Raw genomic sequence first — 24,178 nt, 5'->3', positions numbered from 1 at the left:
GTCGCCGATGTCTGCGACACGGCACCCGTCCTACGCTGGCCCGATGGCGAACGTGAGACAGGTGCAGGTGACCTTCGACTGCGCGAGCCCGCGCGCCGTGGCCGGCTTCTGGAAGGCCGTGCTCGGGTACGTCGACCCGCCGACGCCACCGGACGCCGACGACGACTCGTGGGCGGCCTGCCAGGATCCCGGCGGCGTCGGCCCGCGGCTGTACTTCCAGCGGGTGCCCGAGCCCAAGACGGTGAAGAACCGGGTCCACCTCGACGTCCGCGTCGGCGTCGGCCTGAGCGGCGACGAGCGGGTCGCCGTGCTCGAGGCGGAGGGCGCCCGCCTCGAGGCCCTCGGCGCGCGGCGGCTGCACCTGCTGGCCGCCGACGACGAGAACGAGGCCTGCCTGGTCATGCAGGACGTCGAGGGCAACGAGTTCTGTCTCGACTAGGGAGGCGGGACCGGTGCGATGAGTTGTCGCCGCGCCCCCGGTCGTACCTGGCAACGACCCTCGACCGGAGGGTCCTCGGGCACCAGGAGATCCCCATGGCATCGGTACGCACCCATCTGTGGTTCGGCAACGACAAGGCCGTCGAGGCGGCGAAGTTCTACGCCGAGCACATCCCGGACTCGTCCGTCGGCCGCGTCGTCACGGCGTGGACCGAGCCCGGCACCTCCGTCGCCGAGGTCGTCGAGTTCACCGTCGCCGGCCACGACGTCATCGGCCTCAACGCCGGCCCGGAGTTCCACCTCAACGAGGCGTTCTCCTTCTACCTCCTCGTCGACGGCCAGGAGGAGGTCGACCGCTACTGGGAGATCCTCACCTCCGACGGCGGCGAGCCCGGGCCGTGCGGCTGGTGCAAGGACAGGTACGGCGTCTCCTGGCAGGTCATCCCCCGCGAGCTCGAGGAGCTCTGCGGCGACTACACGACGCCCGCCAACCAGGCCGCCTGCCAAGCGATGCTGAAGATGCACAAGATCGACGTCGCCGAGCTGCAGGCGGCGTACGACGGCGCCTGAGACGGTGCCTGACGCGCCGCTCCGGACGGCTGCCGGTCAGCGCGCGGAGGCGCAGGCGATGCAGGAGCGCGCCGCCGGCCTGGCCTCGAGCCGGGCCGGCGCGATCGGCCGGCCGCACCGCTCGCAGGTCCCGTAGGTCCCGGCGGCCACGCGGTCGAGCGCCGCCTCGACCTCCGCCAGGTGCCTTCGGGCCTGCAGCACGAGCGTGGCCAGCTGGGAGCGCTCGAAGGCGATGGTCGCGCCCTCCGGGTCGTGCTCGTCGTCGGCGTTGGTGTCGCGCGACGCCGCGACGACCTCCTCGAAGTCGCCGGTCAGGCCCGCCAGCCGGCGCAGCGCCTCCCGCCGCTCCGCCTCCAGCCGCTCCCGAGCACCCTCCACCAGCCGCATGCTGCCAGCCGCCGCCGACAGCCCTCGACCCGAGGTAGAACACGTTCTACAGTGCGCTCCATGGACCTTGTCGCGATCGAGGAGATCAAGCGCCTCAAGCACCGCTACTTCCGCACGCTCGACCTCAAGCAGTGGGAGGAGTACGCCGACTGCCTCGCCGCGGACGTCACCGCCCGCTACGGCACGCAGGCGATGGGCGAGCCGCTGCACTTCGACAGCCGCGCGGACGTCGTGGCGTACATGGAGCAGAACCTCGGGCCGTCGGTCATCACGATCCACATCGCCAACCACCCCGAGATCGACGTCGACGGCGACACCGCGCAGGGGTCGTGGGCGTTCGAGGACACCGTGATCGTGCCCGAGCTCGCGGTGCAGATCCGCGGCGGCGGCTACTACGTCGACGGCTACCGGCGCGACCCGGACGGTGCGTGGCGGATCACGTCGACCCGGTACGAGCGCATCTACGAGGCGATGACGTCGCTGACGGACACCCCGAGCTTCCGGTTGATCGCCAACCGCTGGGATCCGTCGCTCGAGCACTGACGGGCCGAGGGCGTCGTACGTCTGTCCCCCACCGGGACGGGTACGACGCGTGCATGAGCCAGACACCGAGGGACGACGAGCGGATCGCGGAGCGCGCGGAGCTCCTGCCCGAGGAGCAGGAGGCCGGCAGCGAGGATCCCGAGAGCCAGGCCGAGGCGATCCTCGAGGAGTCCGACGAGCGCGTCGAGGACCCCGAGGGCACGAGGCACGACAGCACGCAGACGCCCGGCGGCTGAGCGCCGCCGGGCGTCCGGCTCCGCGTCAGTCGAGCTCCAGCTCGTGGAACGGGTAGTCCTTCGGGCCGAGGAACTCGGTGCCGGGCACGATCCGGCCGTTCGGGTCGGCGGAGTTCACGTAGTTGTTGATGCTCCGCGGCGCCTGCCGGAAGATCAGGTCGACCCGGTCGGCGTACTTCGCCGCCAGCGGCGCGTCGTCCCAGAAGATCACGTTCTGCTCGTCGGAGTGCCAGCCGAGCTGGGTCCAGTTCTCGCTGCTGGAGAGGACGACATTGCCGTCCGCCCGCCCGTTGACGTTGCCCTGGACCGACAGGCCCTTGAGGTGGACGTAGCGGTCCTTGAACTTGTTGGCCGTCGCGCCGGTGATGTAGACCATCTGCTTCGCCGGGAGGCCCTTGAGGATGTTGCGGATCTTCAGCGGCATCATCATGAACACGATCCGCACGTCGCAGCCCTCGTTGTGCAGCTTGCGGACCTTCTTCGCGATCTTCACCCCGCGCTGGTCGCCCCAGACCGCGTTGGCGACGCGGACCTTGGTACGCCCGTTCGAGGTGTTCGCGGCGCCGGAGCACTGCACCTTGTTGAGCACCTTCAGCGCCGGGTCCTTCTTCTTCCGGTGCGGCGCGAACATCGAGGTGATGGTGGCGCCCGGCGTGGTGGTGCTGGGGACCGTGAACCGCAGCGGCTTGACGTTCTTGTCCTTCTTCGCCTGCTTCCACATCAGCATCCAGCCGTCGTAGAGCGGCTGGTTCTCCGTGATGGTGGTCCAGTCGTTGAACTGCTGGACGGCCGCGGCGCCGGTGAAGTTGCCCGATCCCTGCATCGCGATGTGGCTCGTCGCGCCCGAGCGGCTGATCAGCATCAGCTTGGAGTGCATCGCGCCGCCCTTGCCGCGACAGGTCGCGGAGCACGTGCGGATCCAGCTCCGCAGCGCCTTGGGCCGGTCGGCGTTGCCCTTCTCGAGCGCACGCTTCAAGACGTTGTACGAGCCGCCTGGGCCTTGGCCCCGGGCAAGCCCGCGAGCCATGATGATCTGCACCGAGACACCGCGCTTGTGCGCCTTGACGAACACGTTCGCGAGCTTCGGCGAGTCGAAGTTCCACGTCATCAGCCGGATCGTCTCCCCCGCGGGGACGTTCTTGACCGCCTTCTTGATCTTGCGGTGGATCTTCATCTTCTTCTTCGTCTTCTTGAACGGGTGGTTGAAGACGATCCCCGGCGTCACGACGTACGTCGGGTCGGGTGCCTTCTTCGCGGCGACCGGGGCGGCTGCTGCCGGAGCTGCCGGAGCGGCGTCGGCACGGCTCGCCTCGCCCTGGCCCACGACCAGGAGCGCCACCGCCAGGAGCATCGCCACACTCGCGGCGACCACCCCCCGGGGCCTGCTGACAGCCGACGACGAACCCCACCAGAACCGCACGATCCCACTCTCCTCACGTCCCACTCCGCTTCCTCTCACACAGCGTTGGAACGTTCGGATTCGTTACAGGCCCTTCAGCAGCCGATCGATCTCGCCCAGCACGCCCTTGCGGTTCTTCCCCGCCACCTCACGCTCCTGGACCCGCCGCAGGTCGCCGGCGCCGAGGCCCGCCAGGCGGGCCCTCACCTGGGGGACGGTGAGCCTGTCGAGGTCGGGTACGACGAGCGTCTCCACGTTGTCGGGCACCGGCGGGCCGGGGTCGGGCTCGGGGCTCGCATCGGCCCTCCGGCGCCCCGGGACGAGCTGGGTCGGCAGCAGCTGGGTGGGGAGCTTCGGGGCCTGGCGCACGGTGTCGAGCACCTGCAGCAGCGCCTGGGAGTACGCCTTGCCGGTGCTGACGAGCTGGCCGAGGAGGTGGTCGGCCTCGGCCCGGGTGAGCGAGCCGCGGGCGACGAGCTCGTCCATCAGCCCCTGCAGCCGGGTCATCTGGATGGTGACGCTGTGCTCGAGCGCGCCGTGCAGGGCGCGCAGGTTGCGCCCGATGAGGTCAGCCGGCCTGCCCGTGCGTCCCATGGCTCTCCTTCAGACGTCGCCGCCCTCCCTCTGCAGGGTAGGCGCGGCCACCCCGGATATCCAGTGGCGCGGGGCCCGCTCGCCACCGCACACTGGTCGACTGTGTCCAGCACCGACCTCAACGCGCTCGACCTCCTCGCGGAGGCGCCCGCGCCTGCCCTTCGGCTGCTCGCCACCGCCATCGACCGCGAGTTCGAGCGGCGGGAGGAGACCCAGCCGTCGCCGTACGACGACGCCGCCGCGCGGCTCGGCATCGATGTCGCCGACCTGGTCGTGCTCACCGAGGCCCTGGATCCCCCCGTGGCGCACTCCGTGGGCCACTGGCTCTTCCGCGCGCAGGCACGCTGGAGCGTGGAGCACCGCGGCGCCTTCCCGTCCCGTCCGGCGCTGTCCGAGACGGTGCCGGGCGCGGCCGGCGACGTCCGCGCCTTCAGCTCGGTCACCGTCGTGCTCCCTGCGGGCACGCTCGCCGGCGTACCGGTCGTGATCCGGCTGGTGTCCGAACGGTGCGGGAGCGAGGTCGAGCTGATGGGCCGCGGTGAGGACGCGGACGTCCTGACCGACCTGCTGGACTCCTTCCTCCGCCGCTGCCGCACGGCCGACTCGCCGTACCGACAGGGGACCTACCGGGTCGCCAGCGGGAGCCGGGGCCTGGTCCTCGAGCGCTGGACCCCGCCAGCGGCCTCGCGCGACCTGCTCAAGCTCGACCCGTCGGTCTGGCGCACCGTCGACCGCGGCGTGCACCGGGTGCTGGAGCTCGCCGACGACCTCCAGAGCCGTGGGCTGGGCACGAGCACGGGCCTGCTCCTGGTCGGTCCGCCCGGCACGGGCAAGACCCAGCTCGGCACCGTGGTCGCCCGCGAGCTGCGGGGTACGGCGACCGTGCTGGTGCCGGGCACCTACGTCACCGAGCACTACCTCACCGAGCTGTTCGAGCTTGCCGCGGACCTGGCCCCCTGCCTGATCCTGATGGACGACCTGGACCTGATCGCGGGCGAGCGCGGGCAGACCGACCCGCACCGGCTGCGCGAGTTCCTCAACGTGATGGACGGCGGGCTGGCCGACCGCAGCGGCGTCGTGGTCATCGCGTCCACGAACGACCACCGCAAGATCGACAAGGCGGCCCGCCGCTCCTCGCGCTTCGACACGGTCATCCGGATGGAGGCGCCGGGCGTCGAGGGCAGGCTCGCGATCCTCGAGCGCTACCTCGCCTGGTGCGAGACCGAGCTCGACCTGGCCACCCTGGCGCGCGCGACCGACGGCGCGACCGGCGCCGACCTGAAGGAGCTGGTCCGGGCCACGGTGCTCGCGACGCGGGACGCGGTGACGACCGAGGCGCTGCTCACGCAGGCACGGGAGGGGCGCTGGCGGCCGGCCGCCGAGGCTGCCGGCCACTACCTCTGAGCTTGCGTTCGCCGAGGTCCGGGACCGGTCAGTCGTAGGCCGCCTCCACCTCCCAGCTGCCGGGGGCGCGCCAGCACAGCAGCCAGGCCCGGCCGTCCACGCCGACCACCTGGAACCGCGCCGCACGGTCCGGCTCGGCGGGCGCGCCCGCGGTGTCCAGCCACCAGCCCTCGTCGACCGGCCACGGCCCGGCCCAGGAGGCGACGGGGCACCAGTGCCGGCCGATGCGCACCCGCCACGGCTCGCCGGTCACCAGGCCGCGGGGGTGACCGCCACGGCGACCGAGGCCTCGTCGACGACCTCCGCCTCGAGAGGCGCGGCGAAGACCCGGCTCGGCGCCGGCCCGGGGATCCGGCCGGGCCAGGGCCGCTCGACGGGACGCAGGCCGACCGGGCGCTCGCCCCAGGGCACCAGCGCCTGCCGGTCCGCCGCACCGCGCCCGCCCTGGAGCACCGGGACCCGGACGGCGTCGTACCCGACCATCGCCTGGACCCGGGCGACGCCGCGGACCACCTGCTCCTCCGCGCCGCCGCCCCACAGCCCGTCGGCGTGGTCGCCGGCCGGCTCGACGACGTCGGGCAGGAAGCGGACGAGGGTGACGGCGGAGGTGATCGCCTCCCCGGTGGACTTGCGGCTGCGCAGGCCCGAGGACGCCAGCCCCGCCTGGAGCTGCCAGTGCACCCGGTCGACCAGGTCGCGGGAGGTGAAGCAGCGCGGGTGCAGCCAGGTCCGGGCGGAGACGCCGGCCTCGAGCTCCGCCTCGATCCGGACCGACGTCGCGACCAGCTGCCGGTCGGCCAGCCCGGCGACGAACCGCTCGGCGGTGGTCCGGACGCTGAAGGTGACCGCCTCGGCGGAGTCGAGCGGCGGCTCGAAGGCGATCTCGCAGGCCAGCTCGGGCGGCGGGGTGCGGGAGGCGAGCCGGGTGTCCTCGCGCCCCTGCACCCGGCGCCACACGTCGGTGCCGTAGCCGCCGAACCGGTTGGCGACCTCGCTCGCCCCGAGCCCGGCGAAGTCGCCGAGCAGCCTCAGCCCGAGCCGTCGCAGCAGCCCGGAGAGCTCGGCCCCCTCGGGACCGTCGTCGGCGAGCACGGTCACGGGCAGGCCGCGCAGGAACTCCGCCGATCCCCCCGACGCGATGGACAGGCACGCCTGCGGCGCGGCGTGGCGGGCGGCCCGCTCGGCGGTGTAGAGGTCGTCGGCCGCGCCGAACCGGCTGTCCCACACCCCGACCCGGGCGAGGTGCTCGGCGAGCACCGCCGCGGCGGCCTCCTCGCCGTCGACGCCGGGCCGGGCGAAGTAGCGACCGGGAGCGGGGACGGCGAGCAGCCCCGGCCGCAGGGGGCCACCCCGGGCCGGAGCGCCTCGACCGTCGTCAGCACCGGCTCGAACCACCGGGCGTCGCGGTCGGGGTTGGCGGCGAGCAGCACCACGTCAGGGCAGCGCGCCTGCGCGTCCCGGCGCCGCTGCCCGCGGCGTACGCCCTCGGTCCGGGCGGCGGCGTTGCACACCAGGACCTTGTTGCCGGACAGGACGGCCGCCGGCGCCGCCGCGTCGACGCCGCCCTCGCCGTCCGCCCGCTCCAGCAGGCCGGCCGTGACCGACCAGTCCGGGCACCACAGCACCATCGTCCGGTCGACCATCAGAGCACCACCTCGGCGCGGACCGGCATCCGCCCGCCGCCGCGCGCCACCAGCGTGGCCCGTCGCTCGCGCAGCCGGCCGCGCCCGTGGCCGATCCCCTCCCAGGCGACCTGCTCCGCGCTGATCCGCGCCTCGCAGCGCGGCCACTCCCCCTGCACCACGAGCACCGCCGACCGGGCCCGGAGCCGGGCCTCGAGCAGCGAGGCGGACTTGGCGTCGACGCCGCCGGGCGGGCGCAGCACCACGACCTTGAGCACGTCGACGAGGGCCGCCGTCACCTCCAGCCAGTGCTCCCCGGGCGAGGGGACCAGGACCGTGCGCCCGAGCACGATCCCCCGCTGCTGGGCGGCCTCGGCCCCGAAGTCGTCCCAGCCGGCGAAGCCGACCCACTCCCCGGCCTGCGACGCCCCGGCGGCCAGCGCCATCCCGAGGGTCGCGGAGTCGACGCCGTAGACCCCGCCGGTGCGCAGCCGCACCAGCTCCGCGAACGCGGGCAGGACCGGCACGTCCAGCCGGGTCGGCCCGCCCTCGAGCGCGGCGATCCGGCCGCGCAGCTGCTCGATCTGCGCGAGCGTGTCGATCTCGAGGGACGGGCACTCACCCCTCTATCTTCGAACAGATGTTCGAGTCAGGCAACCTCAGAGCGTCGTGCCGTACACCGGCTCGGGACGGGCGCCGCGGCGAGCAGGTCCCGGAGGGCGGGCCCCACCTGCTCCGCCTCCCAGCGGGCGCCGTTGTCGCGGGAGGGCCGTGCGCCCAGCCGCTCTCGACCGTGATGACCGACCCGTCGATCTCGATCACCCGGCCGGTGACGTCGCCGGCCTCCTCGGAGGCGAGCCAGGCGACGACCGGGGAGTTGTCCTCGGGCAGCGCCATGGCCGAGGTGTCGAAGGCGCCCTCGGTCATCCGGGTCCTCGCCACGGGGGCGATCGCGTTGACGGTCACGCCGTACCGGCCCATCTCGGCGGCCGCGACCAGGGTGAGGCCGGCGATGCCCGCCTTGGCGGCGGAGTACGTCGCCTGGCCGATCGAGCCCTGGAGCCCGGCGCCGGAGGAGGTGTTGACCACCCGCGCCGCGCGCTGCCGGCCCGCCTTGGCCTCCGTCCGCCAGTAGGCCCCGGCGTGGCGCAGCGGGGCGAAGTGGCCCTTGAGGTGCACCCGCACCACGGCGTCCCACTCCTCCTCGGAGGTGTTGACGAGCATCCGGTCGCGCACGAAGCCGGCGTTGTTGACGAGGATGTCCAGGCCGCCGTACTCCTCGATCGCCTGGCGCACCATGGCCTCGGCGGCGGCGAAGTCGGCGACGTCGGCGCCGTTCACCACCGCGGAGCCGCCCGCCGCCTCGATCTCGGCGACGACCTCGTGGGCGGGCGTCTCCCCGGTGCCCTCGCCGGCGAGGGACACGCCGAAGTCGTTGACGACGACCTTCGCGCCGTGTCGCGCCAGCTCCAGCGCATGGGCGCGGCCGATGCCTCGTCCGGCGCCGGTCACGATCGCGACCCGCCCCTCCAGCAACCTGCTCACGTGGGCTCTCCTCTTCGGCCGGGGACTCGGGACGCCGCCACCCTACCAAGCAAATGCTTGGTACGGTGTGGTCATGACAGTCACCAGCGAGCTGCGGCCGGACGGGATCCGCGTCGTCACGATGAACGCTCCCCCGGTCAACGCCCTCACCGTCCAGGGCTGGTACGACGTCGCCGCCGCCCTGGACGAGGCGAGCGCGGACCCGGCGACCAAGGTCGTCGTGCTCCGCGCGGAGGGCAAGGGCTTCAACGCCGGCGTCGACATCAAGGAGATGCAGAGCACCACCGGCTTCGAGGCGCTCCTCGGCGCCAACCGGGGCTGCTTCGCCGCGTTCCGGTCCGTCTACGAGTGCGCGGTCCCCGTCGTGGCGGCCGTCAACGGCTTCTGTGTCGGCGGCGGCGTCGGGCTGGTCGGCAACGCGGACTGCATCGTCGCCAGCGACGACGCCTACTTCGGCGTACCCGAGGTCAACCAGGGCGCGCTCGGCGCCGCGACCCACATGGCCCGGCTGGTCCCCCAGCACATGATGCGGACCCTCTACTTCACCGCGCGCACCATCCGGGCCGCCGACCTGGTGCAGTTCGGCTCGGTCCTCGAGGTGGTGCCCCGCGAGCGGCTCGACGACGCCGCGCTCGCGGTCGCCGGCGAGATCGCCGCCAAGGACACCCGGGTCATCCGGGCCGCCAAGGAGGCGCTCAACGGGATCGACCCGATCGACGTCAACAAGTCCTACCGCTTCGAGCAGGGCTTCACCTTCGAGCTCAACCTCGCCGGGGTGAGCGACGAGCTCCGCGATGCGTTCGTCGGAGACGAGCCAGACAAGCGCAGCGCGGGAACGGAGAAGAGCAAGCAGTGAGCCGCAAGCCACGCGACAAGCAGATGACCATCGACGAGGTGGTCGCGTCCCTCGAGAACGGGATGACCATCGGCATCGGCGGCTGGGGCCCGCGGCGCAAGCCGATGGCGCTGGTCCGCGCGCTCTACAACTCCGACCTGACCGACCTGACGATCGTCAGCTGGGGCGGCGCCGACGTGGGCCTGCTCGCCCGCGCGGGCAAGATCCGCAGGCTGGTCTACGCGTTCGTCTCCCTCGACACCGTCCCGCTCGAGCCGAACTTCCAGCGCGCCCGCCAGGCCGCCGCTATCCCGGAGGTCGTCGAGCTCGACGAGGGCATGTTCCAGACCGGCCTGCGCGCCGCCGCGCAGCGGCTGCCGTTCCTCCCGATGCGCGCCGGCCTCGGCTCCGACGTCCTGGTCAACAACCCCTGGATCCGGACCGTCACCAGCCCGTACGACGAGGGGCACGGCCACGAGGAGCTGGTCGCGGTCCCCGCGCTCCGGCTCGACGCCGCCCTCGTCCACCTCAACCGCGCCGACCAGCACGGCAACGCGTCGTACCTCGGGCCGGATCCGTACTTCGACGACCTGTTCGCGATGGCCGCCGACCGGACCTACGTCAGCGTCGAGCAGGTCGTCGACACCGCCGGCCTGACGGTCGACACGCCGGTCCAGCGGCTGCTGCTCAGCCGGATGATGGTCACCGGCGTCGTCGAGACGCCCCACGGGGCGCACTTCACCACCTGCACGCCCGACTACGAGCGCGACGAGCGGTTCCAGCGCGCCTACGCCGCGGCCGCGTCCGGATCCGACGAGGACTGGCAGGCGTTCCACGACCGCTTCCTGGCGGGTGACGAGGCGTCGTACCAGGCAGCCGTCCAGGCCTTCACCGAGGAGTCGCGGAAGGAGAGCGCCCGATGAGTGCCCCCACGAACGCACCGAGTACGCGCGCGGACGTGTGCGCCGCCGCGATCGCCGACGCCTTCAGCGAGGACGGCGAGATCTTCGCCAGCCCGATGGGACTGCTGCCGACGGTCGGCGTCCGGCTGGCGAAGCTGACCTCGAACCCGGACCTGGTCATCAGCGACGGCGAGTCGGTGTTCCTCGGGGGCGTGCCGCCGCTCGGCGGCACGGACGTCGTCGAGGGGTGGATCCCGTTCCGCAAGGTGTTCGACGTGATCGCCTACGGCCGCCGCCACGTGATGATGGGCGCCACCCAGGTCGACCGGCACGGCAACCAGAACATCTCCGCGATCGGCCCGTTCGCCCAGCCGAGGCGCCAGCTGCTCGGCTCGCGCGGCGCACCCGGCAACACGGTCGGCCACCGGACGTCGTACTGGGTGCCGCGGCACTCGGACCGGGTCTTCGTCGAGCGGGTCGACGTCGTCTCCGGGGTCGGGCCGAGGCGGGCGAGGGAGGCCGGGCCGGCCGCCGCGCGCTTCAACGACATCCACCGGGTCGTCAGCAACCTCGGGGTCTTCGACCTGGGCGGCGCCGACGACACGATGCGGCTGGTGTCGGTCCACCCGGGCGTCGCCGTCGACGACGTCGTCGCGGCCACCGGGTTCAGCCTGGAGATCCCGGCGGACGTGCCGACGACCCGCGAGCCGTCGTACGAGGAGCTGGTCCTGATCCGCGAGGTGATCGACCCGAAGGGGCTGCGGTTCAAGGAGGTCCCCCATGACCAGCACAGGGACTGAGCAGCGGATCCGGACGCCGTTCACCGACCTGGTCGGCGTACCCCATCCGATCGTGCAGACCGGCATGGGCTGGGTGTCCGGGCCGCGGCTGGTGTCCGGCACCGCCAACGCCGGCGGCCTCGGCATCCTCGCCTCCGCGACGATGACCTTCGCCGAGCTGGAGCGGGCGATCGTCGAGGTCAAGGGCCGCACCGACGAGCCGTTCGGCGTCAACCTCCGCGCCGACGCCGGCGACGCCGCCGACCGCTGCCAGCTGCTCATCGACCACGGGTCAAGGTCGCCTCCTTCGCGCTGGCCCCCAAGCCAGAGCTGATCGCCAAGCTCAAGGAGCACGACATCGTCGTGATGCCGTCGATCGGCGCGGCCAAGCACGCCAAGAAGGTCGCCGGCTGGGGCGCGGACGCGGTGATGGTGCAGGGCGGCGAGGGCGGCGGGCACACCGGCCCGATCCCGACCACGCTGCTGCTGCCCACGGTGCTCGACGGGCTGCTCGACGCGGGCCATGACATTCCGGTCATCGCCGCCGGCGGCTTCTTCGACGGCCGCGGCCTCGCCGCCGCCCTGTCGTACGGCGCCGCCGGGATCGGCATGGGCACCCGCTTCCTGCTGACCAGGGACTCCGCCGTGCCCGACGCCGTCAAGCAGCTCTACCTGTCGCAGGGGCTCACCGACACCGTCGTCACCGCCAAGGTCGACGGCATGCCCCACCGGATGCTCCGCACCCCCCTCGTGGAGTCGCTGGAGGAGACCTCCGCCGTCCGCCGCCTCGGGCCGACCGCCCGCCGTACCCTCGAGTTCAAGAGGTCGTCCGGGATGTCCTGGCCACAGCTGCTCAAGGACGGCCGCGCCATGAGGAGGGCGCAGGGCCGCACCCTCGGCCAGATGGCTCTCGCCGCGAACACCCCCACCATGCTCCGCGCGGGCCTGGTCGAGGGCGACACCTCCGCGGGCGTGCTCGCGAGCGGGCAGGTCGTCGGCGTGATCGACGACCTGCCGAGCTGCGCGGAGCTGGTCGAGCGGATCGTGGTGCAGGCGGCGGCGGAGTTGAGGCGGGCGGGGTCGTACGTCGTGTGAGTTCGTCGCCATGCGCGGCTGCTGCGGCTTGTCGGCCGTCGGGTGGAGCAGCTCCCATCCGTAGACCAGCGGATCCTCGGTCACATCGATACGATGGCTTCATGAGCGAGACGCCAGCACGTGCCCGGCGGCCGCTCAGCGGCCCCACGGGCCAACGGGTTGTCGCCCACCGTGGGGAACTACGCGAGGTGCTGCACCGTCACGACGTCACGAACCCCGAGATCTTCGGCAGCACCGCCCGTGGCGATGACCACGAGGACAGTGACGTCGACATCGTCGTGGACTTCCCTCCAGGCACCAGCATCATCGACATCATCGGCATCCAGCACGAGCTCGAGGAGATCCTCGGCGTGCACGTCGACCTGATCCCCCGCAGCGGGTTCAAGAAGCGTGTAAGCGCTCGCGCCCTGAAGGACTTGATCGCCCTGTGAACCGCGCCGACGACGTACTGCTGGATGACATCGCCACCGCCATCACGTCGATCCGGTCCCACCTTCGACATGGGCCGATCTCGGTCGAGATCGTCATGGACGCCGTCGCGATGCGGCTTCTGGAGATCGGCGAGGCCGTGAAGGCCCTCAGCGCCGAGGTCACCGCCACCGAGCCGGAGATCAAGTGGCGCGAGATCGCAGGCATGCGCGACTTCCTCGCCCACCGCTACTTCGCGACCAGTCCCGACATGGTCCAAGCGGTGATCGACAAGGATCTCCAGCCGCTCGCAGACGCGGTCGCACGCATGCGTTCGCGGCTACCGGAGGGCTTCGGGGCGGCTGATGACGACTGACACCGATCGTCGGTCTCGACTCAGCGTTCCAGGTGTCGATTCCGCTCCAGGGCCGGCTCGGTGTCGCCGAGCCAGCGGAGCATACCGATCGTCAGCAGCAGGCCGAGGTGGGGGCTACTCGGGTCCGACGACCTCGCCGCAGCCGCAGGCCGCCTGGATGGCGGGGGCCAGGTCGACGTTGGCGCCGGCCGGCTTGACGTAGGCCTCGCCGGGGATGTGGAAGACCGCTCGGCCGACGAGGTCGGACGTGGCCGCCTCGAAGTTGTCGGCGTAGTTCTCCGCACCGGTGACGTAGTCGAACCGCGGGAGGCTCGCGCAGAGGAAGCGGATGTACTCCCCGTCGTTCGGAGTGAAGATCGACTTGTCCTCGGTCGGCTTGGTCTCGCACGAGGTGCGGTCGCCGTCGCTGGTGCTGGCCAGCCAGAGCGTCTTGACCTCCTCGTACGACGGGAGCCCACCGGTCGCCGCGGCGCTGGGCACCCCGGCCGGCTCCGTGTCCTCCGACGTCGGCGCGGCCTCGGTCGTGGGCGACGCGGACGACGCCGGCGATGTCGGCGATGTCGGCGATGTCGGCGATGTCGGCGATGTCGGCGTCGGGTCGGCGTCGGGCTCGTCGTCGGAGCCGCAGGCGACCGAGGTCAGCAGGATCAGGGCGGTGAGGCTGATGGTGGCCAGACGTCGCATGGGCGTTCCTTCCGCGGGGCTGGCCGCATGCTAGTGCCTCTCAGCACGGTCCGTCCGGCGCATGCCCGATCGGTCCAGTGGCCGCTGGTAGGCCCACTCCCGGCCCATCACCCGGTAGCCGAGCACCTCGTTCACGCCGATCATGTGCTCGTTCGATTCGGCGTTCCAGGTGTCGATCCGCTCCAGGGCGGGCTCGGCGTCGGCGAGCCAGCGGAGCATGCCGATCTTCAGCAGCAGGCCGAGGCGGTGGCCGCGGTGGGCGCGGGTGACGGTGGTGTCGTCCTGCTCGCCCCAGGTGGGGTCGTCGGCGGAGACCACGACGACGGTCTGGCCGGCGAGCTCGCCGGTCGGCAGGTGCCGGGCCACCAGGCGGTACAGGCGCCGGTCGTGGCCGGCGACCGCGGTCTCGTAGGCGCGCATCCGCGCCGCGGTGAACACCTCGTCCTCGTAGTCGAGGTCGTCCAGCGGGGCGTCGTTGATGGAGGCGGCCATCGCGGCCAGGTCCGCCAGGCGGTCGTCGGGCGTCGGGGCGGGCCAGCGCTCGAAGGCGTAGTCCGCGGCGTGCGGGAGGGCGTCGTCGTAGCGCCGGTCGAGGTCGGCCCGGTCGACGTCGGCGAGCAGCTGGCGCCGGTTGATCGAGGCGAGCCGCCCCTCGAAGCCGTGGTGGGCCGCGAAGGCGCATCCGGCCGGGGTCTCCCAGGCGTCGACGACGAGGCTGGTGCGACCGCGGCACCGGGCCTCCTCCAGGAGTACGCCGAGCAGGGCGCTGCCGTGCCCGCGCCGCCGGTGGGCGGGGTGCACGCCGACGGCGAGGAACGCGATGTCCCGGTTGTCGTACTCGCTGGTGGCGATGGATCCCCAGCCGAGGACCTCGTCGCCGGCGCGGAGGAGGTACGGCGTCTCCGGTTCGCCGTCCCATCCGTGGCGGAATCGCGCGGCGCCCAGCTTCGGGGTCTCGCGCTGCTCCCAGGGGGCGTCGGCGTCGCTGATCGCGTCGACCAGCCGAGCCCACGCCGCCACGTCGGCGTGGTCGTCGGGGCCGAAGGGCCGGATCTCCATGACAGCAGCATCCGGTGCGCGCCGGGCGGACGCCACTGGATATCCTGCGTGCGTGAGCCAGACGTCGCAGCCAGGGACCGGCCCGGGGACAGGAGCGCCGCGGCGACGCCACCTGATGGATCCCAACGCCCCCCGCAAGGCGCCGGACCCGAAGGACCTCGAGCGGCTCCAGCGCGTGCAGCGCCGGGTCGTCTCGGTGCTGGTCGTCACCACGATCCTGCACCTGTCGGTCGGCTTCGTGATCGCCGCCGACCACGTCGCGGAGGACCGGCTCGACGCCCGGATCGGGCTCAACGTGATCGCGGCCGCCTTCATGGTCGGCGGCATCGCCGCGACCCTCGTCATCAACGGCCGGTCCTGGAGGTCGCCGTGGCTGCTGCTCGGCCTGCTCCCGGGCATCGTCGGTCTCTGGTGGACGGTGCTCTGAGGGGCCGCTCGCCGGCCCTCAGGTACGACGATCCGCGGCCGATCAGGTCGGCATGCAGCGCACGGACGTCCCGCCCGACGTGCACCCGGCGGTGCTGCAGACCGTGGCGCTGATCCTGCGTCCGACGACGGGCGAGCCGGTCGCGCTCGAGACGAAGGTGCTCGACCTCGAGCAGCAGCCCGACGGTTCGACGACGCTGGTCGTGGCGTGCCCCTCCGGCCTCGACCCGCGCGAGCACCACTTCGAGGCCACCGTGGCCTGGACCTACCCACTCGGCCGGATGGAGTGCACGGTGAGCACCCGGCCCGGCCGCCGGGCGTACGGCGACGTGTGGCTGCTCCAGCCGAGCTCGCCCGCCGCGCGGCTGCAGCAGCGGGCCTACTTCCGGGCCCGGGTCTCGATGCCGGTGCTGCTCCGGTGGCCCCCTGACGACGAGCTGCCCGACGAGACGCTCGACCTGATCGGCGTGGTCGTCGACATCAGCGAGGGCGGCCTGATGGCGACCGTCCGCACGCTCCCGCCCGCCGTGGGCACCGCCGTCGAGGCGACGGTCCGGGTCGAGGGCGACAACCTGGTCCAGGGCACGCGGGTGGTGCGCCACGTCCGGTTCGCCGGCGGCGGGCTCGGCGTGGCCGTCGCCTTCGACGATCCCACCGTCCACGGCGACCGGCTCCGGCGGCTCGTGTTCGAGACCGAGCGCCGCCGGCGCCGCCGCTGAGGGCGCCTCAGCCCAGCCGCTCGACGATCGTCACATTCGCCTGACCGCCGCCCTCGCACATCGTCTGCAGTCCGTAGCGGCCGCCGGTGCGCTCGAGCTCGGCCAGCAGCGTGGTCATCAGCCGGGCGCCGGTGGCGCCGATCGGGTGCCCGAGCGCGATGCCGCCGCCGTTGACGTTGACCTTCTCGTGCGGCGCGCCGGTCTCCTTCATCCACGCCAGGGCGACGGACGCGAACGCCTCGTTGCACTCGAACAGGTCGATGTCCTCGATCGACATGCCCGCCTTGGCCAGCGCGTGCTTCGTCGCCGGGATCGGTCCGGTGAGCATCCACACCGGATCGTCGCCGCGGACCGAGAGGTGCACGATCCGGGCGCGTGGCGTCAGCCCGTGGTCGCGGACCGCCTGCTCGGACGCGACCAGGATCGCGGCCGAGCCGTCGCAGATCTGGGAGGCGACGCCGGCGGTGATCCGGCCGCCGGGCGCGAGCGGCTCGAGGCCGGCCATCTTCTCCAGCGAGGTGTCGCGGGGGCACTGGTCGGTGTCGAAGACGCTGCCGTCCTCGAGGACGTACGGCGCGATCTGGGCCTGGAAGCGGCCGGCGTCGATCGCGGCGCGGGCCCGCTCGTGCGAGGCCAGCGCGAACCGCTCCATGTCCTCGCGCGTGATGTCCCACCTCTCGGCGATCATCTCGGCGGAGCGGAACTGGCTGACCTCCTGGTCGCCGTACCGCTTGAGCCAGCCGGGCGACTCCGCGAAGGGGGTGGAGAAGCCGTACTGCTGGCCGACCAGCATGGCCGCCGAGATCGGGATGGCGCTCATGTTCTGCACGCCGCCGGCGACGACGAGGTCCTGGGTGCCGGACATCACGCCCTGGGCGGCGAAGTGGACGGCCTGCTGCGAGGAGCCGCACTGGCGGTCGATGGTCACGCCGGGCACGTGGTCGGGCAGTCCCGCGACCAGCCACGCCGTACGCGCGACGTCGCCGGCCTGCGAGCCGATCGTGTCGCAGCAGCCCAGGATCACGTCGTCCACGGCGCCCGGGTCGACACCGGTCCGCTCGACGAGCGCGGCGAGCGCGTGCGCGCCCAGATCGGCGGAGTGGACGCCGGCGAGCGCGCCGCCGCGCTTGCCGACCGCGGTCCGCACGGCGTCGATGATGTAGGCCTCGGCCATGACAGGTCTCCTTCTGACGGACGGACGGGCTCAGGCGTGCTGGCTGCTGACGGAGATCACCTCGCCGGTGAGGTACGACGAGTAGTCGCTCGCGAGGAACACCATCACGTTGGCGACCTCCCACGGCGCGGCCGCGCGGCCGAACGCCTCGCGCTGCTTGAGCTCGACGAGCAGCTCGGGCGAGGTCACCTTCTCCAGGAACGGGTGCATCGCCAGGCTCGGCGAGACCGCGTTGACGCGGATGCCGTGCGGGGCGAGGTCGAGGGCGGAGCAGCGGGTCAGCGCCATCACGCCGGCCTTCGCGGCGGCGTAGTGGGCCTGGCCCTCCTGCGCGCGCCAGCCGATCACGGAGGCGTTGTTGACGATGACGCCCTTCCGCCCGGCCGCGACGAGCCGCTGCCCCACCGCCCGGGTGGCGCGCATGGTGCCGGTCAGGGTGATGTCGATGACCCGGCTCCAGGCCTCGTCGGTGACCTCGAGGATCGAGTCGGTGCCGCCGAGGCCCGCGTTGTTGACCATCACGTCGACGCCGCCGAAGTCCTCCGCAGCGTCGAGGAGGGCCGCGATGTCGGACTCCTTCGTCACGTCGCACACCCGCTGGCGCACCCGGTCCGCGCCGAACTCCTCGGCGAGCGCCGCCTCCGCCTCGGCCAGCCGGCGCTCGTGGGTGTCGCTGAACACCACGGCCTCGGCGCCCTCCTCCAGCGCGCGTCGTACGACGGCCGCGCCGATGCCCGCGCCCGCGGCCGCGGTCACCACGACCACCTTGCCGGCGAGCAGGTCGTGGCCCGGCACGTAGTCGGGGGTGGGCTGCTCGGGTCGCATGGCGGTCATCCGCGGGGCTCCTTCGGTAGGCCGAGCACTCTCTCAGCGAGGATATTTCGTTGGATCTCGTCGCTGCCGCCGTAGAGGGTGTCGGCGCGCGAGAAGAGGAAGAGGCGCTGGTGCTCGTCGAGGTCGTACGACGACCCGGCCACCAGTCCGGAGACACCGGCGACGTCCATGGCGACCTCGCCGAGCGTGCGGTGCCAGTTGGCCCAGGCCAGCTTGAAGATCGACTCCGCGCCGGGCGTCCCGCCGCCGAGCGAGCGCAGCGCGAAGCTGCGGATCACCGCCAGCTCGGACCTCAGCCGGGCCAGCCGGTCGCGGACGATCGGGTCGTCGATGCTGCCGTTGCCGCGAGCTCGCGCCACGACGCCGTCGAGCTCGCGGGCGAACCCGACGGTCTGGCCGAGCGTCGAGACGCCGCGCTCGAAGCCGAGCAGGCCCATCGCGACGCCCCAGCCCCGGCCGGGCTCGCCGACGACGAGGTCGCCGGCGGTGCGGGCTCCGGTGAAGAAGACCTCGTTGAACTCCGAGCCGCCGGTCAGCTGCTCGATCGGCCGCACCTCCACGCCGTCCTGGCGCAGCGGCACGAGCAGGAAGGACAGCCCCTGGTGGCGCGCCGAGCCGGGCGTCGTACGGGCGACGACGAAGCACCAGTCGGACAGGTGCGCGAGCGAGGTCCACACCTTCTGCCCGTCGATCACCCACTCGCCGGTGCTCTCGTCGAGGCGGGCGCGGGTCTGCACGTTGGCGAGGTCGGAGCCGGCGTTCGGCTCGGAGTAGCCCTGCGCCCACAGCTCGCGGACGGCGACGATCTCGGGCAGGAACCGCCGCTGCTGCTCGGGCGTGCCGAACGCGATCAGGGTGGGCCCGAGCAGCTGCTCGCCGAGGTGGTTGACGCCGGCGGGTGCGTTCGCCCGCGCGTACTCCTCGTGGAAGATCACCTGCTGCCACAGCGACAGCCCGCGACCGCCGTGCTCGGCCGGCCAGCCGACGGCGGTCCAGCCGTGCTCGGCGAGATGCCGGTTCCACGCGAGCCGCTCGTCGTGCGCCTCGTGCTCGCGGCCGGGGCCGCCGAGTCCGCGCAGGGCCGCCCACTCGCCGGTGAGGTGGTCGCCGAGCCAGTCCCGGATCTCGGCACGGAACGCCCGGTCCTCGGGGGCCTCGGTCAGGTCCATGGCTGCTACTCTACCAAGCAAGTGCTTGGTAGCGACAACGCCCTGCATCTACATTTCTCCGTACGACGATCTGCCGCCGATGAGGAACACGAACTGACATGGATCTCGAGCTGAGCGAGTCCGAGCTGGCCTTCCAGGCCGAGGCCCGGTCGTGGCTGGCGGCGAACGTGCCGGCGCAGCCGCTGCCCTCCCTCGACACCCCGGAGGGCTTCGCTCTCCACCAGGAGTGGGAGGCCCGCCTGGCCGCCGACCGCTGGTCGGTCGTGTCGTGGCCGCGGGAGTACCACGGCCGGGAGGCGTCCCTGGTCGAGTGGGTGGTCTTCGAGGAGGAGTACTACCGTGCGGGCGCCCCGGGCCGGGTCTCGCAGAACGGGATCTTCCTGCTCGCGCCGATCATCTTCGAGCACGGCACACAGGAGCAGCAGGACCGCTTCCTGCCGACGATGGCGACCGGCGAGCGGATCTGGGCGCAGTGCTGGAGCGAGCCCGAGGCCGGCTCCGACCTCGCCTCGCTGAAGTCGACCGCGCGCCGCGACGACGCACGCGGCGGCTGGGTGCTCGACGGGCAGAAGATCTGGTGCTCGCGCGCGGCGCTGGCGCACTGGGGCTTCGGCCTGTTCCGCAGCGATCCGGAGGCGCAGAAGCACGCCGGGCTCACCTACTTCCTGTTCCCGCTCGACGCCGAGGGCGTGACGGTCCGCCCGATCGCGCAGCTCGACGGCGAGGCGGGCTTCGCCGAGGTGTTCTTCGACGACGTCTTCGTCCCCGACGCCGACGTGCTCGGCGCCCCCGGCGACGGCTGGCGGGTCGCGATGAGCACCGCCGGCAACGAGCGCGGCCTGTCGCTGCGCTCCCCCGGCCGGTTCACGGCCGCCGCCGACCGCCTGCTCTCCCTGTACGCCGAGCGTCCGGACCCGCGCGTCGCCGACCGGGTCGTCGACGCCTGGCTGCGGGCCGAGGCCTACCGCCTCTACACCTGGGGCACCGTCACGAAGCTGAAGGACGGAGGCGACATCGGGGCGGCCGGCTCGGTGAACAAGGTGTGGTGGAGCGAGCTCGACGTCGCCCTCCACGAGACCGCGCTCGACCTGCTCGGCCCCGACGCCGAGCTGGAGTCCCGGTGGCTCGACGGCTACACCTTCGCGCTGTCCGGCCCGATCTACGCCGGCACCAACGAGATCCAACGGAACATCGTCGCTGAGAGGATCCTCGGCCTTCCCCGCGAGCCGAAGGGAGCCCAGCGATGAGATTCGAGCTCACCACCGACCAGCGGGACTTCGCGGCCTCGCTCGACGCGCTCCTGGCCGCCTCCGACACCGTCGCCGTCGCCCGCGCCTGGGCCGAGGGCGAGCACGCCCCGGGGCTCGCCCTCTGGGCGCGCCTCGCCGAGCAGGGCGTGACCATGCTGGCCACCGAGGCCACCCCTGTCGAGGTCTGCATCGCCTTCGAGGCCCTCGGCCGGCACGCCGTGCCCGGGCCTTGGGTCGAGTCGGCCGCCTACCTCGCCACCGAGCTGGCCGGCAGCGCCCAGGAGGCGATCGCCTCCGGGACGGTCGCCACCGTCGCGGTCCCGCCGCACACGCCGTACGCCCTGGACGCCGATGTCGCGGAGCGCGTCTACGCCGCCGGCCGCGACGGCGTGCGTACGGCGACCCCGGGCGAGCCGCACGTCTCGGTCGACCGCACCCGGCGGCTGTTCTCGGTGGCTCCCGGCCCCGTGCACGACACGGCCGATCGCTCGCAGGAGGCCTTCGACCTGGCCGTCCTCGCCACCGCGGCGCAGCTGCTCGGCGCCGGCGAGCGAGTGCTGGCGGACGCGGTGACCTACGTCAAGCAGCGCAAGCAGTTCGGGCGCGAGATCGGCTCCTACCAGGCGATCAAGCACCGGCTCGCCGACGTGCGGATCGCCCTCGACTTCGCCCGCCCGCTGGTTCACGGCGCGGCGCTCGACCCGGCACCGCGCGCGGTGTCGGCGGCGAAGGTCGCGTGCGCGGACGCGGCGTACCTCGCCTCCCGCACCGGTCTCCAGGTCCACGGCGCGATCGGCTACACCCAGGAGTTCGACCTGAGCATCTGGATCACCAAGATCCGGGCCCTGGTCACCGCGTGGGGCACGCCGGCGTTCCACCGCGCGCGGATCCTCGACTCGCTGGTCGGGAGCCACGGATGAGGTTCGCGCTCAGCGAGGAGCAGGCCGAGCTCGCCGTAACCGTCCGCGCACTGCTCGACAGGCGGGCCGACTCGGCGGCGATCCGGCCCGCGTCCACCGCGCCCGGCGGGTACGACGAGGCGCTCTGGGCCACGCTGTGCGAGCAGATCGGGGTGGCGGCGCTCGCCGTGCCCGAGGAGCACGACGGCGTCGGGGCGACCTTCCTCGAGACCGCCGTCGTGCTGGAGGAGCTGGGCCGCACGATCGCGCCGAGCCCGCTGCTGGCCACGACCGTCGCCACCGAGGCGCTCCTGGCCGGCGGCGACGAGGAGGCGAGGGCGCGGCTGCTCCCCCGCCTGGCCGCGGGCGAGATCGGCACCATCGCCCTCGACGACGGCCCGGTGCTCGACGGCGACCGCGCCCAGGTCCTGCTCGCGGTGCGCGGCGACGACCTCGTCGAGGTGACGGGGGCGCGCGCGACCTGGGCCGAGTCGATGGACCAGAGCATCCGCCTCGCCCGGCTCGACCTGGCCGGCGCCGAGATCGCCCGGGTCGGCGACGGCGCCGCCGCCCGGGAGCGCGCCGAGCTGGTCGGCGCCGCAGCCGTGAGCGCCCTCGCCGTCGGCCTGGCCGACCGGGCGCTGCAGATGACGGTCGCCTACACCAAGGAGCGGGTGCAGTTCGGCCGCCCGATCGGCTCCTTCCAGGCGCTCAAGCACCGGATGGCCGACGTCCTCGCCCGCGTCGAGCTGGCCCGCTCGGCGAGCTGGGCGGCGTCGTACGCGCTGGCGGAGGGGGCGGACGACGTCTCGTTCCTGACGCACGCCGCCGCGGCGTACGCGCTCGAGACGGCACAGCTGGCGGCGAGCGAGTGCGTCCAGCTGCACGGCGGCATCGCGATCACCTGGGAGCACGACGCCCACCTGGTCTTCAAGCGCGCACACGCACTCGGGCAGCTGTACGGCGCACCGCACCGGCACCGGGCAGCCGTGGAGCTCTGAGCAGCCGCCGGCGCGCGCCGGCGGCCGGCGCCTCTCCCACGACCGCGGTGAGCGCGTCCGGTCCCTGGAGCGCAGCCGTGAGCGACGGCGCCACCAGCCGCACCACGTCGTCGACCGGCGCGGAGGCGAGCGGCTCGATCTTCAGCACGTACCGGGTCATCGCCAGCCCGATGAGCTGGGAGGCCACCAGCTCGGCCTTCATCGCCGACAGGGCGCGGCGCTCGACGACGGGCTGGAAGCGCGGGTGCAGGACCGCCCGGTTGATCCAGCCGTAGAGCTTCGGCGCGTCCGGCCCGACCCGGGTCGACTGCCGTACCAGGCGCAGCATCCGCTGCCGCGTGCGCGGGTGCTCGCAGAGCAGGAGGAAGCGCCGCAGCAGGCGGATCGCGAAGTCCTCGGTGGGGTCCAGGCTGTGCATGACCCCCGATGGTGCCGGACGAGGCGCCGGGTTCGTCAGCCGACGGGGCTGGTGCAACGGGTGGCGCTCACCACAGCGGGCGAGCGGTCCAGTGGCAGTGGGCAGGGCAGCACCGTCACCGCGACCGGCTTGCTGTGCTTGCCCCTGCGCTGGCCCTTCTTCACCTTGATCCGGTACCAGCGCGTCCCCGGCGCGGCCGCCTGATCGACCACCGCGCCGCCCCCGCGGACCTTGACGACGCCGATCCGCTGCCAGCGGCCCGGGCGCGACGTCCGCACCTGCAGCACCACCTTGCGGACCCGGCGGGTCGACGCCACCAGCTGGAAGGCCTCGCCGTAGCCGACCGTCGTCGCGCTCGCCGCGAGCCGGACCCGCTGCTTCCTGCCCTTCTTCGGCCGGGCGTCGACCCGTGCCGCCACCGGCCGGGCGGCGGTCCGGGCCGCGGCGAGCAGGGCCTCGATGGAGGAGTCGAAGGGGGTGGCGAGCAGCAGCGCCGGTCCGGAGGTCGTACGGCGGGAGGTCACCGCGAAGATGAAGCCGGTGTCCGCACTGGCCATCCGCAGCAGCCACGGCCCGCCGCTGGCCCCGCCGGTCATCGGGCACGCGATCTGGGCGTCGCCGGTCTGCTGCAGCAGCGTGGTCGAGCCGGTGCACTCCTGCCGGCTCTCCCCGTCGTACGGCGCCTGGGCGGGCCAGCCGACGACCCGGACGCCGTCCTCGCGGGCCGGGTAGTTCCAGGCGAGGCCGTTGCCGCCGACGACGTCGACCAGGTTCCGCCCACCCAGCGGCGCGACCCGGATCATCCCCTGGTCCCGCGCGACGGCGTCGCACTGCTGGGGCCACTCACTCGGGGTGACCGCCGCCGTGCCGACCCAGGTGCCGTACGGGCGCGCGCCCTGGTCGTAGGCGGGGACGAACAGGAAGTCGCTGTAGTCGACCCCCTCGCGGCAGCCGCCGAGCAGCACCCGGGTCCCGCCGGAGTTCACGCAGTGGCCGGCGGTGACGACGAGGTTCCTCTCGGGCGTGTTCACCGCCGCGGCCGAGCAGACGTACGCCGTGGCGCCGTCGCGGAAGAACAGCTTCCCGGTGCTGCGCAGGCCGGGAGTGGCCTGGGCGCTCGCCCGGCCGGCCGGGGTGCCGGGCGTGCTCGCCGGCACGGTCGCCCCCGAGGGGTCGAGGTCGAGTGGGACCGCCTCGCGCATCCGCTTCGGCGTCCAGTAGTCGCGCACTCCCGCCGGGGAGAGGAGCCTGACGACGGGTCCGGGCGCCGTCGGGTCGCCGGGGCGGGCCGGGTCGGCTGCGGCGCCCGGCGCCACGACCGGCACCCCCGCGACGAGCGCGGCGGCGACGCCCCCCACCCCCAACGCCCTGCGCATCCTCATCGATCCCCCAGACCGGTGTCGTCGTGCTCG

General features: G+C 73.1%; 31 protein-coding genes and 1 pseudogene. 17 read left to right on the top strand and 15 right to left on the bottom strand.

All coding sequences use genetic code 11. The features are described from left to right. Positions 1–43 precede the first annotated feature (43 nt). Positions 44–439 (top strand): VOC family protein, encoded by a 396-nt coding sequence (locus FIV44_RS28660; protein ID WP_141007409.1) that lies wholly within the window; start codon positions 44–46, stop codon positions 437–439. Positions 440–534: 95 nt separating this feature from the next. Beyond that, positions 535–1,008 carry a VOC family protein gene (locus FIV44_RS28655; protein WP_141007408.1) on the top strand — a complete coding sequence of 158 codons (474 nt, stop codon included), beginning with the start codon at positions 535–537 and terminating at the stop codon, positions 1,006–1,008. A 36-nt stretch (positions 1,009–1,044) separates the two neighbouring features. Here the strand turns inward: FIV44_RS28655 and FIV44_RS28650 are convergent, their stop codons facing one another. Continuing rightward, positions 1,045–1,386, bottom strand: coding sequence for a TraR/DksA family transcriptional regulator (locus FIV44_RS28650; RefSeq protein WP_219996211.1), 342 nt, complete (start codon positions 1,384–1,386; stop codon positions 1,045–1,047). Between the two features lie 69 nt (positions 1,387–1,455). On the opposite strand from FIV44_RS28650, the gene FIV44_RS28645 reads away from it, so the two are divergent. Both FIV44_RS28645 and FIV44_RS28640 read left to right on the top strand, forming a co-directional pair. Beyond that, a complete protein-coding gene (locus FIV44_RS28645) occupies positions 1,456–1,938 on the top strand; it encodes a nuclear transport factor 2 family protein (protein ID WP_141007406.1) in 483 nt (160 codons plus the stop codon). A 53-nt stretch (positions 1,939–1,991) separates the two neighbouring features. Next, positions 1,992–2,174, top strand: a complete 183-nt coding sequence (locus tag FIV44_RS28640; protein WP_141007405.1) for a hypothetical protein — start codon at positions 1,992–1,994, stop codon at positions 2,172–2,174. 25 nt (positions 2,175–2,199) lie between these two features. Here FIV44_RS28640 and FIV44_RS28635 read toward each other — a convergent pair whose 3' ends face one another. Next, positions 2,200–3,546 carry a phospholipase D-like domain-containing protein gene (locus FIV44_RS28635; RefSeq protein WP_141007404.1) on the bottom strand — a complete coding sequence of 449 codons (1,347 nt, stop codon included), beginning with the start codon at positions 3,544–3,546 and terminating at the stop codon, positions 2,200–2,202. Between the two features lie 111 nt (positions 3,547–3,657). Further along, entirely contained in the window at positions 3,658–4,167 is a 510-nt protein-coding gene (locus tag FIV44_RS28630) for a hypothetical protein (protein WP_141007403.1), read from the bottom strand. A 102-nt stretch (positions 4,168–4,269) separates the two neighbouring features. On the opposite strand from FIV44_RS28630, the gene FIV44_RS28625 reads away from it, so the two are divergent. Next, positions 4,270–5,571 carry an AAA family ATPase gene (locus tag FIV44_RS28625; RefSeq protein WP_141007402.1) on the top strand — a complete coding sequence of 434 codons (1,302 nt, stop codon included), beginning with the start codon at positions 4,270–4,272 and terminating at the stop codon, positions 5,569–5,571. 28 nt (positions 5,572–5,599) lie between these two features. Here FIV44_RS28625 and FIV44_RS32885 read toward each other — a convergent pair whose 3' ends face one another. From FIV44_RS32885 to FIV44_RS28610, 5 genes and pseudogenes are all read right to left on the bottom strand, one after another. Continuing rightward, positions 5,600–5,824: a hypothetical protein gene (locus FIV44_RS32885; protein ID WP_246086685.1), complete on the bottom strand. Its 225-nt coding sequence runs from the start codon at positions 5,822–5,824 to the stop codon at positions 5,600–5,602. Then, complete coding sequence (locus FIV44_RS28620) at positions 5,821–6,966, bottom strand: DNA polymerase Y subunit UmuC family protein (RefSeq protein WP_246087085.1); 1,146 nt, start codon at positions 6,964–6,966, stop codon at positions 5,821–5,823. The genes FIV44_RS32885 and FIV44_RS28620 overlap by 4 nt, the downstream gene beginning before the upstream one ends. 68 nt (positions 6,967–7,034) lie before the next feature. Continuing rightward, positions 7,035–7,199: pseudogene (locus FIV44_RS32880) on the bottom strand (hypothetical protein); the annotation flags it as partial. Positions 7,200–7,213: 14 nt separating this feature from the next. Next, on the bottom strand, positions 7,214–7,720 hold the full coding sequence (locus FIV44_RS28615; protein WP_141007401.1) for a hypothetical protein: 507 nt from the start codon (positions 7,718–7,720) through the stop codon (positions 7,214–7,216). A 91-nt stretch (positions 7,721–7,811) separates the two neighbouring features. Next, a complete protein-coding gene (locus tag FIV44_RS28610; protein WP_246086684.1) occupies positions 7,812–8,738 on the bottom strand; it encodes an SDR family oxidoreductase in 927 nt (308 codons plus the stop codon). A 73-nt stretch (positions 8,739–8,811) separates the two neighbouring features. Here FIV44_RS28610 and FIV44_RS28605 point away from each other — a divergent pair, with 73 nt between their 5' ends. The 7 genes from FIV44_RS28605 (at position 8,812) to FIV44_RS28580 (ending at position 13,133) form a co-directional block, all read left to right on the top strand. Beyond that, positions 8,812–9,594, top strand: coding sequence for an enoyl-CoA hydratase family protein (locus FIV44_RS28605; protein ID WP_141007400.1), 783 nt, complete (start codon positions 8,812–8,814; stop codon positions 9,592–9,594). Further along, entirely contained in the window at positions 9,591–10,496 is a 906-nt protein-coding gene (locus tag FIV44_RS28600; RefSeq protein ID WP_219996210.1) for a CoA transferase subunit A, read from the top strand. Before FIV44_RS28605 ends, FIV44_RS28600 begins: the two co-directional genes overlap by 4 nt. Continuing rightward, positions 10,493–11,275, top strand: coding sequence for a CoA-transferase subunit beta (locus FIV44_RS28595; protein WP_141007399.1), 783 nt, complete (start codon positions 10,493–10,495; stop codon positions 11,273–11,275). Before FIV44_RS28600 ends, FIV44_RS28595 begins: the two co-directional genes overlap by 4 nt. After that, a complete protein-coding gene (locus FIV44_RS33435; RefSeq protein WP_281285781.1) occupies positions 11,256–11,588 on the top strand; it encodes a nitronate monooxygenase in 333 nt (110 codons plus the stop codon). The genes FIV44_RS28595 and FIV44_RS33435 overlap by 20 nt, the downstream gene beginning before the upstream one ends. After that, on the top strand, positions 11,522–12,349 hold the full coding sequence (locus FIV44_RS28590) for an NAD(P)H-dependent flavin oxidoreductase (protein ID WP_342778920.1): 828 nt from the start codon (positions 11,522–11,524) through the stop codon (positions 12,347–12,349). The genes FIV44_RS33435 and FIV44_RS28590 overlap by 67 nt, the downstream gene beginning before the upstream one ends. 101 nt (positions 12,350–12,450) lie before the next feature. Beyond that, complete coding sequence (locus FIV44_RS28585; RefSeq protein ID WP_141007398.1) at positions 12,451–12,780, top strand: nucleotidyltransferase family protein; 330 nt, start codon at positions 12,451–12,453, stop codon at positions 12,778–12,780. Then, positions 12,777–13,133: a HepT-like ribonuclease domain-containing protein gene (locus FIV44_RS28580; RefSeq protein ID WP_141007397.1), complete on the top strand. Its 357-nt coding sequence runs from the start codon at positions 12,777–12,779 to the stop codon at positions 13,131–13,133. Before FIV44_RS28585 ends, FIV44_RS28580 begins: the two co-directional genes overlap by 4 nt. 114 nt (positions 13,134–13,247) lie before the next feature. Here the strand turns inward: FIV44_RS28580 and FIV44_RS28575 are convergent, their stop codons facing one another. After that, complete coding sequence (locus FIV44_RS28575) at positions 13,248–13,817, bottom strand: hypothetical protein (RefSeq protein ID WP_141007396.1); 570 nt, start codon at positions 13,815–13,817, stop codon at positions 13,248–13,250. Between the two features lie 30 nt (positions 13,818–13,847). Further along, on the bottom strand, positions 13,848–14,876 hold the full coding sequence (locus FIV44_RS28570; protein ID WP_141007395.1) for a GNAT family N-acetyltransferase: 1,029 nt from the start codon (positions 14,874–14,876) through the stop codon (positions 13,848–13,850). 52 nt (positions 14,877–14,928) lie between these two features. Here FIV44_RS28570 and FIV44_RS28565 point away from each other — a divergent pair, with 52 nt between their 5' ends. Together FIV44_RS28565 and FIV44_RS28560 are read left to right on the top strand one after the other, a co-directional pair. Next, positions 14,929–15,303: a hypothetical protein gene (locus FIV44_RS28565; RefSeq protein ID WP_246086683.1), complete on the top strand. Its 375-nt coding sequence runs from the start codon at positions 14,929–14,931 to the stop codon at positions 15,301–15,303. 52 nt (positions 15,304–15,355) lie between these two features. Continuing rightward, complete coding sequence (locus tag FIV44_RS28560) at positions 15,356–16,021, top strand: PilZ domain-containing protein (RefSeq protein ID WP_141007394.1); 666 nt, start codon at positions 15,356–15,358, stop codon at positions 16,019–16,021. A 7-nt stretch (positions 16,022–16,028) separates the two neighbouring features. Here FIV44_RS28560 and FIV44_RS28555 read toward each other — a convergent pair whose 3' ends face one another. Genes FIV44_RS28555 through FIV44_RS28545 form a run of 3 tightly spaced genes read right to left on the bottom strand, consistent with a single transcriptional unit; the run spans position 16,029 to position 19,198 of the window. After that, a complete protein-coding gene (locus tag FIV44_RS28555; RefSeq protein ID WP_141007393.1) occupies positions 16,029–17,195 on the bottom strand; it encodes an acetyl-CoA C-acetyltransferase in 1,167 nt (388 codons plus the stop codon). 30 nt (positions 17,196–17,225) lie between these two features. Next, entirely contained in the window at positions 17,226–18,029 is an 804-nt protein-coding gene (locus FIV44_RS28550) for an SDR family oxidoreductase (RefSeq protein ID WP_141007392.1), read from the bottom strand. After that, positions 18,026–19,198, bottom strand: a complete 1,173-nt coding sequence (locus FIV44_RS28545) for an acyl-CoA dehydrogenase family protein (protein ID WP_141007391.1) — start codon at positions 19,196–19,198, stop codon at positions 18,026–18,028. Before FIV44_RS28545 ends, FIV44_RS28550 begins: the two co-directional genes overlap by 4 nt. A 98-nt stretch (positions 19,199–19,296) precedes the next feature. Here FIV44_RS28545 and FIV44_RS28540 point away from each other — a divergent pair, with 98 nt between their 5' ends. From FIV44_RS28540 to FIV44_RS28530, 3 genes are read left to right on the top strand one after another with little or no spacing between them, the layout of a single operon-like run. After that, a complete protein-coding gene (locus FIV44_RS28540; RefSeq protein WP_141007390.1) occupies positions 19,297–20,445 on the top strand; it encodes an acyl-CoA dehydrogenase family protein in 1,149 nt (382 codons plus the stop codon). Continuing rightward, complete coding sequence (locus tag FIV44_RS28535) at positions 20,442–21,368, top strand: acyl-CoA dehydrogenase family protein (protein ID WP_141007389.1); 927 nt, start codon at positions 20,442–20,444, stop codon at positions 21,366–21,368. Before FIV44_RS28540 ends, FIV44_RS28535 begins: the two co-directional genes overlap by 4 nt. Further along, on the top strand, positions 21,365–22,348 hold the full coding sequence (locus FIV44_RS28530) for an acyl-CoA dehydrogenase family protein (RefSeq protein WP_141007388.1): 984 nt from the start codon (positions 21,365–21,367) through the stop codon (positions 22,346–22,348). The genes FIV44_RS28535 and FIV44_RS28530 overlap by 4 nt, the downstream gene beginning before the upstream one ends. Here FIV44_RS28530 and FIV44_RS28525 read toward each other — a convergent pair. Both FIV44_RS28525 and FIV44_RS28520 read right to left on the bottom strand, forming a co-directional pair. Continuing rightward, positions 22,278–22,766 (bottom strand): TetR/AcrR family transcriptional regulator, encoded by a 489-nt coding sequence (locus tag FIV44_RS28525; RefSeq protein WP_141007387.1) that lies wholly within the window; start codon positions 22,764–22,766, stop codon positions 22,278–22,280. The genes FIV44_RS28530 and FIV44_RS28525 overlap by 71 nt on opposite strands. A gap of 35 nt (positions 22,767–22,801) precedes the next feature. Beyond that, complete coding sequence (locus FIV44_RS28520) at positions 22,802–24,142, bottom strand: hypothetical protein (RefSeq protein WP_141007386.1); 1,341 nt, start codon at positions 24,140–24,142, stop codon at positions 22,802–22,804. Positions 24,143–24,178 lie beyond the last annotated feature (36 nt).

Origin of the sequence: Nocardioides humi, assembly GCF_006494775.1 — a bacterium.
GTDB lineage: Bacteria > Actinomycetota > Actinomycetes > Propionibacteriales > Nocardioidaceae > Nocardioides > Nocardioides humi.
Note: the sequence above shows the minus strand (reverse complement) of the source record. Positions and strands in the feature narration are given on the sequence as shown.